Origin of the sequence: Sphaerisporangium aureirubrum (genome assembly GCF_042658925.1) — a bacterium.
GTDB classification, from domain to species: Bacteria; Actinomycetota; Actinomycetes; order Streptosporangiales; family Streptosporangiaceae; genus Sphaerisporangium; species Sphaerisporangium aureirubrum.
In genome coordinates, this window is the sequence record NZ_JBHSRF010000012.1 from 110,510 (window position 1) to 125,281 (window position 14,772).

Annotated in this window: 13 protein-coding genes; 7 read left to right on the forward strand and 6 right to left on the reverse strand. The window is 70.8% G+C overall.

Annotated features, from left to right (window positions below; genetic code table 11):
• The first annotated feature begins 29 nt into the window (after positions 1–29).
• Positions 30–1,226, forward strand: a complete 1,197-nt coding sequence (locus ACFP1K_RS11975; RefSeq protein WP_380750717.1) for a hypothetical protein — start codon at positions 30–32, stop codon at positions 1,224–1,226.
• 415 nt (positions 1,227–1,641) lie between these two features.
• On the opposite strand, the gene ACFP1K_RS11980 is transcribed toward ACFP1K_RS11975, so the two are convergent.
• Positions 1,642–2,685 (reverse strand): copper resistance D family protein, encoded by a 1,044-nt coding sequence (locus tag ACFP1K_RS11980; protein WP_380750720.1) that lies wholly within the window; start codon positions 2,683–2,685, stop codon positions 1,642–1,644.
• Positions 2,682–3,428, reverse strand: a complete 747-nt coding sequence (locus tag ACFP1K_RS11985) for a copper resistance CopC family protein (protein ID WP_380750723.1) — start codon at positions 3,426–3,428, stop codon at positions 2,682–2,684. The genes ACFP1K_RS11980 and ACFP1K_RS11985 overlap by 4 nt, the downstream gene beginning before the upstream one ends.
• 217 nt (positions 3,429–3,645) lie before the next feature.
• Between ACFP1K_RS11985 and ACFP1K_RS11990 the strand changes: the two genes are divergently transcribed.
• Both ACFP1K_RS11990 and ACFP1K_RS11995 read left to right on the forward strand, forming a co-directional pair.
• Positions 3,646–4,413 carry a class I SAM-dependent methyltransferase gene (locus ACFP1K_RS11990; protein ID WP_380750726.1) on the forward strand — a complete coding sequence of 256 codons (768 nt, stop codon included), beginning with the start codon at positions 3,646–3,648 and terminating at the stop codon, positions 4,411–4,413.
• A gap of 86 nt (positions 4,414–4,499) precedes the next feature.
• A complete protein-coding gene (locus ACFP1K_RS11995) occupies positions 4,500–5,789 on the forward strand; it encodes an MFS transporter (RefSeq protein WP_380750729.1) in 1,290 nt (429 codons plus the stop codon).
• Positions 5,790–5,855: 66 nt separating this feature from the next.
• Here ACFP1K_RS11995 and ACFP1K_RS12000 read toward each other — a convergent pair whose 3' ends face one another.
• The 4 genes from ACFP1K_RS12000 to ACFP1K_RS12015 form a co-directional block, all read right to left on the reverse strand.
• Entirely contained in the window at positions 5,856–6,530 is a 675-nt protein-coding gene (locus ACFP1K_RS12000) for a cupin domain-containing protein (protein WP_380750732.1), read from the reverse strand.
• A gap of 14 nt (positions 6,531–6,544) precedes the next feature.
• Positions 6,545–7,426: a DUF6807 domain-containing protein gene (locus ACFP1K_RS12005; protein ID WP_380750735.1), complete on the reverse strand. Its 882-nt coding sequence runs from the start codon at positions 7,424–7,426 to the stop codon at positions 6,545–6,547.
• Positions 7,423–8,463: a Gfo/Idh/MocA family protein gene (locus tag ACFP1K_RS12010; protein ID WP_380750738.1), complete on the reverse strand. Its 1,041-nt coding sequence runs from the start codon at positions 8,461–8,463 to the stop codon at positions 7,423–7,425. The genes ACFP1K_RS12005 and ACFP1K_RS12010 overlap by 4 nt, the downstream gene beginning before the upstream one ends.
• A 232-nt stretch (positions 8,464–8,695) precedes the next feature.
• Entirely contained in the window at positions 8,696–9,712 is a 1,017-nt protein-coding gene (locus ACFP1K_RS12015; protein ID WP_380750741.1) for a LacI family DNA-binding transcriptional regulator, read from the reverse strand.
• Between the two features lie 250 nt (positions 9,713–9,962).
• On the opposite strand from ACFP1K_RS12015, the gene ACFP1K_RS12020 reads away from it, so the two are divergent.
• The 4 genes from ACFP1K_RS12020 to ACFP1K_RS12035 all read left to right on the forward strand — a co-directional run bounded on the left by ACFP1K_RS12020 (position 9,963) and on the right by ACFP1K_RS12035 (position 14,743).
• Positions 9,963–11,252 (forward strand): extracellular solute-binding protein, encoded by a 1,290-nt coding sequence (locus tag ACFP1K_RS12020; RefSeq protein WP_380750744.1) that lies wholly within the window; start codon positions 9,963–9,965, stop codon positions 11,250–11,252.
• A gap of 136 nt (positions 11,253–11,388) precedes the next feature.
• Complete coding sequence (locus ACFP1K_RS12025) at positions 11,389–12,390, forward strand: carbohydrate ABC transporter permease (RefSeq protein ID WP_380750747.1); 1,002 nt, start codon at positions 11,389–11,391, stop codon at positions 12,388–12,390.
• Positions 12,387–13,262, forward strand: coding sequence for a carbohydrate ABC transporter permease (locus ACFP1K_RS12030; protein WP_380750750.1), 876 nt, complete (start codon positions 12,387–12,389; stop codon positions 13,260–13,262). The genes ACFP1K_RS12025 and ACFP1K_RS12030 overlap by 4 nt, the downstream gene beginning before the upstream one ends.
• A gap of 107 nt (positions 13,263–13,369) precedes the next feature.
• The gene (locus ACFP1K_RS12035; RefSeq protein ID WP_380750753.1) at positions 13,370–14,743 is read left to right on the forward strand and encodes a glycoside hydrolase family 5 protein; all 1,374 of its coding nucleotides are present in this window, start codon (positions 13,370–13,372) and stop codon (positions 14,741–14,743) included.
• Positions 14,744–14,772: the final 29 nt, after the last annotated feature.

Genomic DNA, 14,772 nt, shown 5'->3' on the forward strand with positions numbered 1-14,772 from the left:
ATGTGCCGGGACGGGCATCATTTCTACGCGTGAACCAAGGCGCGCGTATCAAAGCCATGGCCGCTCCGGTCACGGGCAGGGTCACTCGAGCTGTCGAGGTGGCCACGCCCTACTGGACGCGGGGGAGCGCGGGCCGTGAGACCCCGCCCGAGCTGGTCCGAATTCTCTACACGTGGTGGCTCGTCGCATTCGCGTTGAAGGTGCTCGGCGCCTCGTGGGACGTGTCGTGGCACTTCAAGTGGCTGCGCGACGACCTCGCGCCTCCGCATCTGCTGAACAGCGTGGGCACCGCCATCGTGGTCGCGCTCGTCATCGTGCACGCGTACACGGGGTACGGCGTGGACCGCGTGGCGCAGCGGCTGATCCAGTGGGGGACGGGGCTGTTCCTGGTCGCCGTGCCGCTGGACCTGATCAACCACCGGGTGAACGGGCTCGACATCACCTCGTGGAGCCCGTCCCACATGCTGCTGTACATCGGCACGGCGTTCATGATCGCCGGAGTGATCCGCGGATGGTACGTCAGCGCGCCGGCGGGGCGGGGCCGTCCGATCATCCTCGGGGCGTTCTTCGTCTACTTCCTGGAGAACGTGCTGTTCCCGAGCGAGCACCAGGAGTACGGCGTGCTCGAGCTCGCCTCCTGGGATCGCGGCACCCCGTACGCCGAGCCCAGCCTGATCAACTTCGCCGCCGAGCAGATGGGCCGCGCGGTCGACCGCGTCATGGTGGCGAAGTTCTCGCTGCCCGTCCCCGACTGGGTGTACCCCATGTGGTACGGCGTCGCGGCGGTGCTGGTGCTGGTCGTGGCGCGCAAGCTGGTCGGCCGCCGGTGGACGGCCACGGCCGTCGCGGGCGTCTACGTCGCCTACCGCGCGATCATCTGGCCCCTGCTGGTCCTCGGCGGCTTCCCGCCCTCGGCCGTCCCGTTCTTCCTGGTGGTCGCCGCCATCTGCGTGGACGTCGCCTTCCTGATCCCCTGGCCTGCCGCCCGCGCCCTCTTGGGCACCGCCCTGGCCACCGCGGGCGTCTACGGCGGCCTCCTGGCCCAGGACCGCATCCTGGAGGCCCCCCCGTTCCTCCTGGCCTCCGCCCCCATAACCGCCGCCCTGGTAGCCGCGACCTGGCTCGCCTTCGAGTGGTACCACTCCCGAACCCCCCGCCGCCGAGGCGTCCTGGCCCCCGCCCCAGAGCCCACCCCGGCCCCGGAGACCGACCCCATCACCTCGTAGCCGCAGACCCACCAACCCACCCACCCGGTCCCCTGACCGGGTGGGTTTCGGTTTACATGGGCCGGCTGACTCCGGTTACGCGGCCGCACAGCCCCCGGGCTTACGCAGAGGGGTGAAGCCGGGGGTCGCGTGGTGGGGTGGAGCCGGGGCTTGCATGGTGGGGGCCTGGGGTTGCGTGGTGGGGTGGAGCCAGGGCTTACATGCTGGGGAGCCGGGGGTTGCGTGGTGGGCAGACCTCGGTCGCATGGTCGGGGCGGGGCTGGTTACGCGGCTGGGTGCCCGCCGGTTACGCGGCTGCGGTCCCAGGGGGATGCGGAGGACGGGTCTCGGTTTTCGTGGCGCGGCAGGCCGCGCCGCGCCGCGCGTGGGGGCGGTGGGGTGGTTGGCCCTCGGGGGTGGGGTGGAACGTGTTCGGTCAGGCGACCGGGGCTCTGGTCAGGGCTACCGCGACGCCGTAGGCGAGGCCCATTGTGGTCAGTTCTAGGGTGGCCCAGGTGGCGAAGGCCGTGGGGCGTTGGGACTGGACGCCGGGGAGGAGGCGCCAGCGGATGTGGGCGCCGAAGAGGGCGATCAGGGCGGCCAGGGCGGTTTTGATGAGGACCAGACGGCCGTAGTGGGTGGTCAATAGGGAGCCGGGCAGGGACGTGGTGGGGGAGAGGGCCAGCTCGACGAGGCCGTTGAACAGGCCGGAGAGGGCTACGACCAGGAGGGCGGCGGTGGCCAGGCGGGAGAACCTGGGGAGGGCGCGGGCCAGGAGGTCGCGGTTGGCGGCCAGCAGGACGGCCAGGGCCAGCAGGCCGCCGGTCCACGCCGAGGCGCCGATTACGTGGAGTTCCATCGAGACCATGCTGAGGTCGTGCCAGTACCAGTTGCTGGCGTGGCCGCTGACCGGCAGGGGCAGCAGGCCGAACGCGGCTACCAGGACCCGCAGCTCGGCGGGGACCTTCTCGCCGAAGCGCACCGCGAGCAGGGCGAAGAACGCGAACACCAGGGCGCAGGCCGCGCTGATCACCAGGCCCTGGCCGGAGCCGATCACCTCGACGTAGGACGCGGGGTCGGGGACGCGGCCCGGCATGACCTCCGCCGCGCTGAGGATCATCGTGGCCAGCGCGGCCATGGCCCACCCGAACGCGGCGACGACCGCCCACTCCCTGGCGCGGGCCAGGACGGCCTCGCTCCGCTCGGGCTCCTCGAAGCCCACCAGCCTGGGCAGCAGGCTCAGCCCCACCGCCGCCAGCGCGCACAGGACGAGCACCAGTCGCGCGACCGGCAGCCCGTACTCCACCAGCGCCCCGGGCACCACGATCCCGGGCGCCGCCCGCGGCAACGTCCACCACGTCGCGGCCAGCACGGCCACCGCCGCCGCCGCGCACAGGGCCCCCACCGCGATCCCGCGCGCCCGCACGGCCTCCGGCCCCGCCCCGGCCCGCACGCCGGGCTCCTGGCCGACGGCGCTCATGCCCCCTGCCCCCGCCCCGCCGCCGGCCGCCGCACGACCACGAGGATGCCGAGCCCCGACAGCAGCAACGCCACCACCAGCAGCCCCCACACCCACGACCCGCCCCCCGCCTGCGGAACGGCCGAGGTGGCCACCCTCACGCCGTCCGCCGGATCCCCGGCTCCCGACGCGTCCGCCGGATCCCCGGCTCCCGCACCGGCCGTGGGATTCCCGGCTTCCGCACCGGCTGTGGGATTCCCGGGTCCCGTACCGGCTGTGGGATTCCCGGCACCCGCGCCGGCCGTGGGAGTCCCGGCGCCGTCCGCCGGGGGCACGGGCGTGGTGCTCGTCCCGGGGGTGGGGGTGGTCCCGGCGGTGGTGGTGGGGGGCGGGGGGGTGCCGGAGGTGACGGTGAAGAGGATGGTGCCGGTGACCGGGTGGCCGTCGTTGGAGACGATCTGGTAGCCGACGGCGTAGACGCCGGCGCCGGCGGTGGCCGTGGGGACGGTGCCGATCAGCTTGGTGCCGCGCACCTTCAGGTCCGGGATCTTGACGATGGCGCGGGACGGGGTCGTCAGGGCGAGCTGGGCGAACTCCACGCGCACCGGCTGGTCGAAGGTCAAGGTCACCCGCGCGGGCACGGCGGTCACCTGGGCGCCGTTCTTGGGGTCGCTGCCCGTCAGCACGTTGTGCGCCTGGGCGGGGGCCACCGCCGTGGCCAGTGCCGCGCAGGCGACGAGCAGGACCGTGAGAAGTCGCCTCACCGGTGTACGACCTTTCCTTGGACTACGTGTGACGCCTGCCATGCTGCCACCTGCGCCACGCCGCGGGCGCCGGGGCGGGAGCGGCTGTGGACGACCGACCGAAGACGGGGCCGCCTGTGGACAGTGCCGTGAACGAGCATATGAACGGTCCCTGAACATTGGGCGGGACGGCCCGGGAGACCGCCGGGTGCGGGAGAGCTGCCGTAATGTGGGCCGTGTGGAGCCTGGGTCACTGTTCGCCGGCGCCGCCGCGCACTACAGCCGGTACCGCCACGGGTACTCCGACGACGTCGTCGGCTACATAGCCCGCGAGCTGGAACTGGACAAGCGCTCACGCGTGCTCGACCTCGGCTGCGGCCCCGGCACGCTGGCCATCCCCCTCGCGCGGTTCGCGGGCCGGGTGATCGCCGTCGACCCCAGCGACGACATGCTGGAGGAGGGCGCGCGCGGCGCCCCGCAGAACATCCGGTGGATGAAGGGCGACTCCTCGCGGCTGCGGGACCTGCCGCTCGGCCGCCTCGACCACACCGTCATGGGCCGCTCGTTCCACTGGATGGACCGCGTCCGCGTGCTCGCCGACCTCGACGCGATGCTCCCCCCGCACGGCGCGGTCGTCCTGGCCGGCCCGACCCGCGACCCGGCCGAACCCCCGTGGGAGCCGGTGGTGCAGTCCGTGCGGCAGCGGTTCGGCCTGGAGTGGCGGGCCAACTCCGAGTCTTACCACCAGTCCGGCCGCCGCCACCAGGACCTCCTGGCGGACTCCCGGTTCCGCAGGCTCTCCGCGGCGACCTTCCGCCGCATGGCCCGGCGCGACGCCGAGGCCGTCATCGGCCTGCAGCTGTCCTTCTCGTACTCCACCCCCACCCGCCTGGGCTCCCGCCTCCCCGGCTTCGTGGAGGCCCTCGCCGAGGCCCTGGAGGAGGCCGTCCCGCCCGGCGGCTGGCCCGAGGAGATCGCCACCGAGGTCCTGATCGCCCGCCGCTGACCCACGGCCCCCGGATATCTTGATCGTGGGGGTTCCCGCCACGAGGCGGGGCCACTACGATCCCAGCACCTCTCATACATGGAGCCATGCTGGTGAGTGCTATCCCCCCGGTGACACCGCGCGAGCTTCCAGCGGCCCTCGCCGAGCCCGTGAAGCGGGTCGGCGCCTTGTGGGTCGCCCTGATCTCCCTGGTCAACCTGGCCCTGTGGATGGGGTACATCGGCCCGTTACAGGTGCTGTTACCCCGCCAGATCGAAGCCGCGTCGCCTGTCGGCAAGGAGACCGTGCTGGCGTGGGTGACGGGCATCGGGGCGGCGGTGGCGATGGTGGCCAACCCGCTCGCGGGCGCGCTGTCGGACCGGACGACGAGCCGGTTCGGGCGGCGGCACCCGTGGACGCTGGCGGGCGCGCTGCTGGGCGCGCTGGGGATGGCGTTCCTCGCCTTCCAGGGGTCGGTGTGGGGTGTGGTGGTGGGCTGGTGCCTGGTGCAGGCCGGGCTGAACGCGCTGCAGGCGTCGCTCACGGCGGGCGTGCCCGACCACGTGCCGGTGAACCAGCGCGGCGCGGTCTCCGGGTGGATCGGCGTGCCGCAGACGCTAGGCGTGGTGATCGCGGTCGTGCTGGTCACGATGGTGGCCACGAGCATCCAGTCGGGTTATCTGCTGATCGCGGCGCTGATCCCGCTGTTCGCGCTGCCGTTCGTGCTGACCACCCCCGACCCGCGGCTGCCGGCCGAGTACCGGCCGCCGTTCGACCTCCGCGGCTTCCTTCGGGGATTCTGGATCAGCCCGCGCGCCCACCCCGACTTCGCGTGGGCGTGGCTGACCCGCTTCCTCATGCAGCTCGGCAACGCCCTCGCGTTGCTGTATCTGCTGTACTTCCTCACCGACGCCGTGCACTACGAGCAGTTGTTCCCCGGCCAGCGGGCCGAGGACGGCCTGCTGGTGCTCATCCTGATCTACACGGCCGCGGTGGTGCTGACCACGGTCGCCTTCGGCGCGGTGTCCGACCGGCTGGGCCGCCGCAAGGCGCTGGTGACCGCGTCCGGCGTGATCAGCGCGGTGCCGATGGTGCTGATGGCGGTGTGGCAGGACTGGCCGGTGGTCATGGGGGGCGCCGTCCTGATGGGCGTCGGCTACGGCATCTACCTGTCGGTGGACAACGCCCTGGTCACCCAGGTGCTCCCGGCGGCGACGGGCCGCGCCAAGGACCTCGGCGTGATCAACATCGCGAACTCCGGGCCGCAGGTGATCAGCCCGGTGATCGCCGGTCCCATCGTGGCCGGTCTCGGCGGCTACCCGGTGCTGTACCTCACCGCCGGCCTGCTGTCCCTGCTCGGCGCCGTGTTCGTCCGGCGCATCCGCACCGTCCCCTGATATGCGGTGCGGATGGCCGGCCGCCGCGGCACCCGGTCGAGGTGCCGCCGGTCCGGGCGAGCGGCCTCAGCGGTCGAGGGGGTAGGTGTCCAGGACGCCGCACATCCCGAGCCGCGGCTCGGGGCCGGCGGTCCGCACCCGGCCCGCGCGCAGGTGGCGGGTGTCGCCCTCGCGCAGGGCCCGCAGGTGGGAGCCTGTCTCCTCGGCCGCCGTCAGCGCGCCCTGCCGCCACCGTTTCTCGAAGTCGTCCAGCTTGCCGGACAGCAGGCCCGCCGCCTGCCGGTGGAAGGCGCCGAGCGCGCCGAGGCCGCTCTCGCGCAGGGTGAGGAACCCCTCGATCGCCACGTCGCGCCGCCGCCGGACGCGGGCGGCGTCCCCGGGCTCGGCCAGCTCGGCGTACATCTCGGGGTCGGACATCACGGCGGGCGGGAAGGTGAACACCGCGTCCCCGGCCTCGGGCAGTCCGCTGTTCTGCATGACCACCACGATCCGCAGCCGCCCGTCGTCGTTGACCAGCCGGTGGATCGTCCCGGGCGTGAACCACACCACCGACCCGGCCCGCAGCGGCGTCTCGGTGTAGCCGTCCCAGGTCAGGGTCTGCACCGCACCGGCGCCCTCCACCACGACGTACGCCTCGGAGCACAGCAGGTGCATGTGCGGGGAGCCGCCGCAGACACCGTCGGCCGCGGCCCACTCGTACACCCGCAGGCCCGAGACCCCGACTCCGCCGGGAAAGGTCATGCCCAGCTCCCTTCTCACCGTTCCAGGGGATGCGCTCCGACGTAGTCCTCCAGCCGGTCCCGGTCCCAGGTCCCGGTGGCGACCACCACGCGGTACCGCCGCCGCAGCGTCTCGCCGGGTGGCAGCACCACTTCGGTGTGGAACGCCAGCGAGGGATTCACCGCGGCGAACGGCTCGGTCCGCACGAACCACACGGTGCCCGGCTCGGCGAGGAACAGCAGCGTGGAGGAGCGGTCGACCTCGTCGTGCGTCCCGGTGTAGGCGAGCCAGGTGGTGGTGCGGCCCATCGTCTCGGGCCCGGTGAGGCCGTTGCCCGCGAGCACCCGGCCGCCCGTGAACGAGCGCGGGCCGCGCCAGAACAGGCCGCTGTACCCGGCCATCGGCCGCCCGTGGGTGGAGGGGCTGCCGAAGCGCAGCGGCTCGCCCCTGACGTTGGTCATCGCGGTGGTGAAGTCCAGCGCCCAGGCGTCGTCCCCGGCCTCGCGCACCGCGAACTCGCGCAGCTCGTCCACCCACCGCGAGCCGCTCTGGGTGAGCCAGCCGAGCCGCTCGCGGCCGGGCCCGTCGAACCCCTCGTGCCGCATCGTGCCGACGTTGGGCAGGTCGACGTACCCCGCGCGGTCGCGCACGTAGCTCGGGCCGCCCCAGAAGTTCTGCCCCGACAGGTGGGAGACGGTCATCTGCAGGCCCTTGTGCCAGCGGTGGTCGTGCGGCCGGTAGCCGGTGACCACGTCCCCGGCGAGGGTGCGCAGCGGGTGGAAGTACGGCTTGCGGCCCTCGCGCGGCGGCATGTCGGGCCGGTGCGCGTACCGCAGGAGTTCGACGCCGTCCGCCTCGGCGACCAGCTCGGTCCCGGTGTCCGCCAGGGGGATGGCGCCGGTGGCCAGGCCGTTCACAGCGTGGTGCCTCCGTCCAGCCGGTGGTAGAAGGGATTGTCCATGGTGAGCTCGGACCGCCGCACCGGGCGGCCGGTGAAGGCCGCGGCGTACAGGCCGGTGACGAACTCCAGGGTGGTACGGCTGTCCTTGCCGCTCATGGCGGGCCGTTCCCCGCGTTCGTAGGAGTCGAGCAGCGCGCCGAGCTGGGCCGCGTGCGAGCTCGGCACGTCGTCGGGGGGCTGCCACAGGTCGGGCTGCGAGCAGGTCCAGTCGTCGTTGTGGTAGCCGTACAGGTGCCGCAGCTCGACGGTGGCGCGGGCGAAGTCGAACCGCAGGTAGCTCTCCTGGCGCTGGGACAGCACGCTGTTGAGCACCGAGCCCATCGCGCCGTTGGCGAACCGCACCGACGCCACCGACACGTCCTCGGTCTCGATCGAGCGGTCCACCCGGCGGGCCATCGCCCGGATCTCCTCCCAGTCGCCGAACATCGACAACATGAGGTCCATCTGGTGGATGCCGTGGCCCATGGTGGGGCCGCCGCCCTCGGTGTCCCAGCGTCCCCGCCACGGCGCGGAGTAGTAGGTCTGGTCGCGGTACCAGGCGGTGACGCACAGGGCCACCATGGGCCGGCCGAGCTCGCCGGTCTCCACCAGGCGGCGCAGGTGGCGGGCGCCGGAGCCGAAGCGGTGCTGGAAGATCACGGCGGCGAAGGTGCCGCTCTCCGCCGCCGTGATCCGGTCGTGTTCCGCCAGGGACAGGCACGGCGGCTTCTCGCACCACACCCAGGCGCCCGCCTTCAGGCAGTCGACGACCTGCCGGGCGTGCGCGTGCGGCGGCGTGCAGATGTGCACCAGGTCGGGGCGTTCCCTGGCGAGCATCTCGCCGATGTCGGTGTACGCCTGCGGGATTCCGTGCTCGCCGCAGAACGCCTTGACCCGCACCGAGTCGACGTCCACGGCGGCCACCACCTGGACGCGGTGCCGCTCGGCGGCCAGGGCGGGCATGTGGCAGGCGGCGGCGATACCCCCGGTCCCGACGATGGCGACGCGGATCATGGCACGTGGCTTTCGCCGGCTGCGGCGCTCGGGGTCACGGGCAGGGTGGCCGGAGGCTCCGGCACGGTGCCGGCGACGATGGCGGCGTGTGCTCGTGTGGGCACGGAACCCTCTCCGAAAGTTTCAAAGAATCTACGAGACTTTTCGCGCCCTGAAGCTAAGCCGGATCGAGGTAAACGTCAAGACCCGCACCCTTGCGGGCGCGGGTCCAGAAACTTTCGGTTCCGGGGCTCTACCTGGGGCGGGGTGCGACGGTGCTGTCTCTGATCAGTAGGTCGGTGGCGAGCTCCACCCGCCGGGTCTCCGGCGTCTCGCCCCGTGAGATGTCGAGCGCCATGCGGGTGGCGAGCGCCGCCATCTCTTCCAGCGGCTGGCGCACCGTGGTGAGCGGCGGCCACGCCGAGCGTGCCAAGGGGAGGTCGTCGAACCCGACCACGCTCAGGTCGTCCGGCACCCGCAGCCCGGCGCGCCGGGCCGCCTCGAACACGCCGAACGCCTGCATGTCGCTGCCCGCGAAGATCGCGGTCGGCGGGTCGGGCAGTTCCAGGAACTCCTTGCCGAACAGGTGGCCGGAGTTCACGAGGAAGTCGCCGTACCGGATCAGCTCGGGGTCGACCGGCACCCCGGCGGTCTCCAGCGCGGCGCGGTAGCCGTCGATGCGCGCCCGGCTGCACAACATCTCGGGCGGGCCGCCGATCATGCCGATCCGGCGGTGCCCGAGCTCAAGGAGATGGCGGGTCGCCGCCAGGCCGCCGTGCCAGTTGGTCGCGCCGACGGAGGCGACGTCCGGGGCGGGCTCGCCCTCGGGGTCCACAATGACAAAAGGTATGGAGCGCGCCAGGAGTTGCCCGTGCTGCCTGCGGGTCAGCCGGGAGGCGACCAGCACCACGCCGTCGGTGCGCCGGGCCGCGATGCGGTCGAGCCAGTCGCGTCCGGGGCCGGAGTGGGTGTGCAGCACCGAGACGACCACGGCGGCCTCGGCCTCGCGGGCCGCGGTCTCCGCGCCACGGATGATCTCCATGGCCCATGGGCTCTCGATCTCGGCGAACACCAGGTCGACCAGGCCGACCGGCCCGTCGCCCTGGCCGGTGCGCCGCCGGTAACCGTGCTCGTGAAGCAGGCGCTCCACCCGCCGGCGGGTATCGGGGGCGACTTCGGGCCGCCCGTTGACGACTTTGGAGACGGTCGGGACCGAGACCCCGGCCTGCTCGGCGATCAGGGCGATGGTGACCCGCCTCTTCACTGACATGCCTGGGAGTTTATCCGAAAGCTTTCGGTTCCGGCTCGTTAGAGCACGAACTGGAACTTCGCAAGGGCCGCCGCATGCGGGTTCATGTTCCTGTAACGGTTCCGGCCTGGCTATTGACGCGTTACGAGCGTTTTACGTACTCTCCGGGTCACGAAACATTCGGGGTTGCCAAAGAAAGTTTCAGAAACTCGCGGGATTGGCCTGGCATCATGAGCGGCCCTGCCCGTTGATCAAGAAGGGAACCACTGCGATGTCGTTGAGCCGGCGAGGTGTGGTGTTACTGGCGGCGAGCGCGCTGCTCATGGCAGGCTGTGGCGGCGGCGGAGGGGACACGGGCGCGGCGCCCGCGTCCTCCGCGAACGCCAAGGTCACCGTCGAGTGGTGGAACATCTCCACCACCGAGCCGCTCAAGTCGTTCTGGGTACAGAAGGTCAAGGAATACCAGGCCGCACACCCCAACGTCACGATTAAGAACGTACCCATCGAGAACGAGGCCTTCAAGGCCAAGCTCTCCACCGTCACCCAATCGGGCAAAACCCCCGATCTCTACACAACCTGGGGCGGCGGTGTCCTGAAGCAGCAGGTCGACGCGGGTCTCGTGAAGGACCTCTCCTCCGAGGCGGCGACCTGGCTCGCCGACTTCACCCCCGCCGCGCTGTCGGCGTACCAGTTCGACAGCAAGACCTACGCGGTTCCGAACGACATCGGAATGGTGGGCTTCTGGTACAACAAGAAGCTCTTCGCCAAGGCCGGCATCACCGAGCCGCCCGGCACCTGGACCGCCTACCTCGACGCGGTCAAGAAGCTGAAGGCCGCGGGCATCACCCCGATCGCCCTCGCGGGCAAGGAGAAGTGGCCCGGCCACTACTACTGGGCCTACCTCGCCATGCGCGTCGCCGGCCTGGACGCCCTCAAGCAGGCCGCGGTCGACGACGACTTCAACAAGCCCGACTTCGTGACGGCCGGCGCCAAGCTCAAGGAGCTCGTCGACCTTCAGCCGTTCCAGAAGGGCTTCCTCGGCGCCGGCTACGGCACCCCTGACGGCCAAGCCGCCGTCATGGGCAACGGCAAGGCCGCCATGGAGCTGATGGGCCAGTGGGCCCCGACCGTGCAGAAGGACGCAGGAAAGGGCCTCGGCGACGACCTCGGCTTCTTCCCGTTCCCCGCGGTCGAGGGCGGCAAGGGCAACGTCGCCGACGCCTTCGGCGGTGGCGGCGGCTACGCGGTGGGCGCCAACGCCCCTGCGGCGGCCGTCGACTTCCTGAAGTTCCTGTCCTCCGCCGACATCCACCGCCAGACGGTGGAGACCGGCGCGGTGCTGCCCGTCCTGAAGGGCGAGGAGAGCATCGTCAAGGACCCGAACCTCTCCGTGGTCGCCACCCAGCTCGCCGGGGCGAGCGGCTTCCAGCTCTACCTGGACCAGGCTTACCCGCCGGCGGTCGGCGCGGAGGTCAACGACAGCGTCGCCGCCCTCATCGCGGGCCAGAAGACGCCCGAGCAGGTCGCGGATGCCATCACGCAGGTGGCCAAGTCCGAATAGGCGCGCCAGTGTGGCGCCCGGCGCGTGAGCGCCCTCCACCCCGCAACGGGGCGAGGCGGCACGCGCCGGGCGCCACCCGGGCTCAGTAGAAGACGTGCGGGACCGGTGCGAGCGGTCCCGCACGTTAAGGAGTGAGATGACACGTCCGGCGCTGACGGATGATCGACGGGGGATCGCGGAGAGACCGCCGGGCGGGGTACGCCGACCGGTCACGCCGACGGCTCGCCGTCGCAAGGCCAAGGGTCTGGTCACCATCACGTTGTTCCTGTTACCGGCTTTGGTGCTGTTCGGCCTGCTGGTGCTGGCGCCCATCCTGATCGCGAGCTACACCAGTTTCTTCAAGTGGAACGGCCTCGGTGGCTTTCCCACCCAGTTCATCGGGCTCGACAACTACACCCGCCTGCTGGAGGACCCGGTCTTCCTCGGCGACCTGTGGCGTGGTGGCCTGCTCATCGTCTTGTCGGTGATAATCCAGCTCCCGCTGTCCCTCGGTCTCGCCATGCTGCTCAACCAGCGCATGCGCGGGCGGGCGTTCTACCGGCTGCTGTTCTTCGCGCCGTACGTTCTGTCCGAGGTCATCACCGGTGTGCTGTTCACCATGATCCTCTCTCCGGACGGGGGCCTGGCCAACCAGATCCTGCGGGCCATCGGTCTTTCGTCCCTGGAATCGTCGTGGCTCGCCGAGCCGTCCACCGTGATGTACTCGGTGTTCATCGTCATGACGTGGAAGTACTTCGGCTTCCACATGATCCTTTACTTGGCCGGGCGCCAGAGCATCCCGCGGGAACTGAACGAGGCCGCCGCGATCGACGGCGCCGGCACCTGGGCCCAGTTCCGGTACGTCACGCTGCCGCTGCTCGGCCCGACGATCCGGATCAGCATCTTCCTGTCCATCATCGGCACCATCCAGTTGTTCGACCTGGTCTGGGTGCTCACCGCCGGAGGCCCGATCCACTCCTCCGAGACGATGGCGATCACCATGTTCCAGTTCGGCTTCAAACGCACCAACATCGGCTACGCCAGCGCCATCAGCGTCGCCATGTTCCTCATCAGCCTGATCTTCGCGCTCGGCTATCAGCGTTTCGTCATGCGCCGTGACACAGAAGGAGCCATCACCACCATGCGAGACGCGCGATGACCACCACCGTCGACGGCCGCCGCCACGCACGCCCGGTCCGGCCACGCAGGCGCAACACGCTGAAGGCGGTCTCCCTGCACACGATCGCCATCGTGCTCGGCGCGCTCGTCGTCATCCCGCTCCTGTTCGGCGTGGTCGGAGGGTTCAAGAACACCGCCCAGCTCTCCACCAACCCGTTCGGCCTGCCCGACCCGTGGGTGCCGGGGAACTACACCGAAGTGATCTTCTCCGGCGGGTTCTGGCGTCAGGTGGGGAACAGCGTCTTCGTGGCGCTGACCACGACCGCCATCGTGGTCGCCCTGTCGGCCATGGCGTCGTTCGTGTTCGCCCGGTTCGCCTTCCGGGGCCGGGAGTTCCTGTTCGTGCTGTTCACCATCGGCCTGATGTTCCCGTTCGCGGTGGCGATCCTTCCGCTGTTCGTGCTGCTGCGGTACATGGGGCTGCTCGACAACCCGTTCGGTGTGATCCTGCCGCAGGCCGCGTTCGGCCTGCCGGTGACGATCATCATCCTGCGGGCGTTCTTCCGCACGATCCCGCGCGAGGTGGAGGAGGCCGCCACCATCGACGGATGCAGCACCTTCGGGTTCTTCTGGAGGATCCTGCTGCCGATGGCCAGGCCGGCGCTGGCCACGGTGTCGGTGCTCACGATCGTGGCGAGCTGGAACAACTTCTTTCTGCCGCTGGTCATCTTCAACGACCCGAACTGGTGGACCGTCCCGTTGGGCGTCCAGCAGTTCTACGGCCAGTACTCCTCGGACACGGCTCGCGTGCTCGCCTATGTAGTGCTCGCGATGGTACCTGCCCTCGCGTTCTACTCCGTGGCCGAACGCCAGCTCATCGGCGGTCTGACGGCGGGAGCGACCAAGGGATGATCCGCACGGGCACGGCCCGCTGCGGCGCCCCGCGGCCCTCAGGGTCCCACTCGCCACCACCGCACGAGAGCAGCGACGGCCTCTAACGCTTCCACCAAGGAGTATTGATGAACCTGCGTGTGTCCGGATCCCGCCTCGTCGCGGCCGACGGTACCCCGGTGCGGCTGCGCGGTGTGGGCCTCGGGGGCTGGATGAACATGGAGAACTTCATCACCGGCTACCCGGCCAACGAGTCCTCGATGCGCGACGCGGTGCGCGACGTGCTCGGGGAGGAGCGGGCAGAGGCGTTCTTCGACCGGTTCCTCGGCACGTTCTTCGGCCCGGGAGACGCCGCCCTGCTCGCGGAGATGGGCATGAACTGCGTGCGCATCCCGGTGAACTACCGGCACTTCGAGTCGGACGAACGTCCGATGGAGATCATCGACTCCGGTTTCCGGCACCTCGACCGGGTCATCGGGCTGCTCGGCGAGCACGGCATCTACAGCGTGATCGACCTGCACGCGCTGCCCGGCTCGCAGAACCAGCACTGGCATTCCGACAACCCGACCCACGTGGCGTCCTTCTGGCGGCACCGGCACTTCCAGGACCGCGTGGTCCACCTGTGGGAGTACATGGCCGACCGGTACAAGGACAACCCGTGGGTCGCGGGGTACAACCCGGTCAACGAGCCGGGCGACGTCAGCGGCCGCGTCATCGGGCCGTTCTACGACCGGCTGGTCAAGGCGCTGCGCGCCGTGGACCCCGGCCACGTGCTCTTCCTGGACGGCAACACCTACTCCACCGACTTCTCGATCTTCCGTGAGGTCTACGAGAACACGGTGTTCGTCTGCCACGACTACGCGCTGGCCGGCTTCGCGCACGGCGGGCCGTACCCCGGATACACGCTGGGTGAGTGGGTGGACCGCGGGCACCTGGAGCGGGCGTTCGAGAAGCGCACCTCCTTCCAGCGGGAGACCGGCACGCCGCTGTGGGTCGGCGAGTTCGGCCCGGTGTACACCGGCGACCCCGCCGTCGACGAGATGCGCTACCAGGTCCTCTCCGACCAGCTGGAGATCTTCGACGGGTACGAGGCCGGCTGGTCGCTGTGGACGTACAAGGACGTGGGGCTCCAGGGACTGGTGCACGCCGACCCCGCCGGGCCGTACATGAGCCGCTTCGGCGACTTCATCGCCAAGAAGAAGCGGCTCGGCGCCGACCGGTGGGGCTCGACCATGGAGGAGTCCGGCGACATCCTGACCCCGCTGCACCAGCTCGTGGACAACGAGTTCCCGTCCTGGACCCCCTACCCCTGGGGGGCCAGGTACCAGACCGACGACCTGATCAGGCACATCCTGATCGCGCAGGCCCTGGTGCCCGAGTACGCCGAGCGGTTCGAAGGGGTGGACGACGCCGGGCTGACCGCCTTCGCCGAGTCCTTCTCGCTGGACGGCTGTGTGCGCCGTGAGCGGCTCATCGAGCTGCTCACCGCCAATCTGACCTGAGCCCGCGAGGGCGCACACCGGGCCACCGG